The sequence below is a fragment of the Actinoplanes auranticolor genome (assembly GCF_018332655.1).
GTDB classification, from domain to species: Bacteria; Actinomycetota; Actinomycetes; order Mycobacteriales; family Micromonosporaceae; genus Actinoplanes; species Actinoplanes auranticolor.
On record NZ_BOQL01000134.1, the window covers coordinates 1 to 479 of the forward strand.

General features: G+C 70.4%; 1 protein-coding gene. It reads right to left on the bottom strand.

Annotated elements, in window-relative coordinates:
- Positions 1–413, bottom strand: a 413-nt coding sequence (locus tag Aau02nite_RS46015; protein ID WP_212995028.1) for a helix-turn-helix domain-containing protein, incomplete at its 3' end; no start/stop codon positions are given.
- Positions 414–479 lie beyond the last annotated feature (66 nt).

Genomic DNA, 479 nt, shown 5'->3' on the forward strand with positions numbered 1-479 from the left:
GTGAACCGCACGCTGGGTGTGGTGCGGTGGCGGGACTTGAACCGGGGAAACCCGACCGGGCGCCCGGCCCGTGCGCCGTTCCGGGAATCGGCCCAGTTCTTCAGCCCCCGGGCCAGAGCGTCCAGGCCGGTATTGAAGGCCTCCTTCGACACCTCAGGCCACCACGGCGCGACGTTGTCCTTGGCCGCGTTACATGCCTTACGAAATGCCGGCAGTGACCAGGACAGCGACGGTGTCAGCAACTCGCCCGGCACGCCGTAGGAACGCTCGGCCCCACGTTGGTCCATGACCGCCTTGAGCCGGGCCAACGCCCAGTTGTGGGCGACACGCGCAGCCCCGGCGTGCGCGAGGACCGCTCGTTCCTGCGCCACGGTGAGGTCGAGGGCGAACCGATACGCCTGGAACGTCTTCACGCCGGACCCTTGATGGCCGCCTCGACGCCGCGGCGTGCACGGTCCGCCGCGCCGCGACGGCCGTAC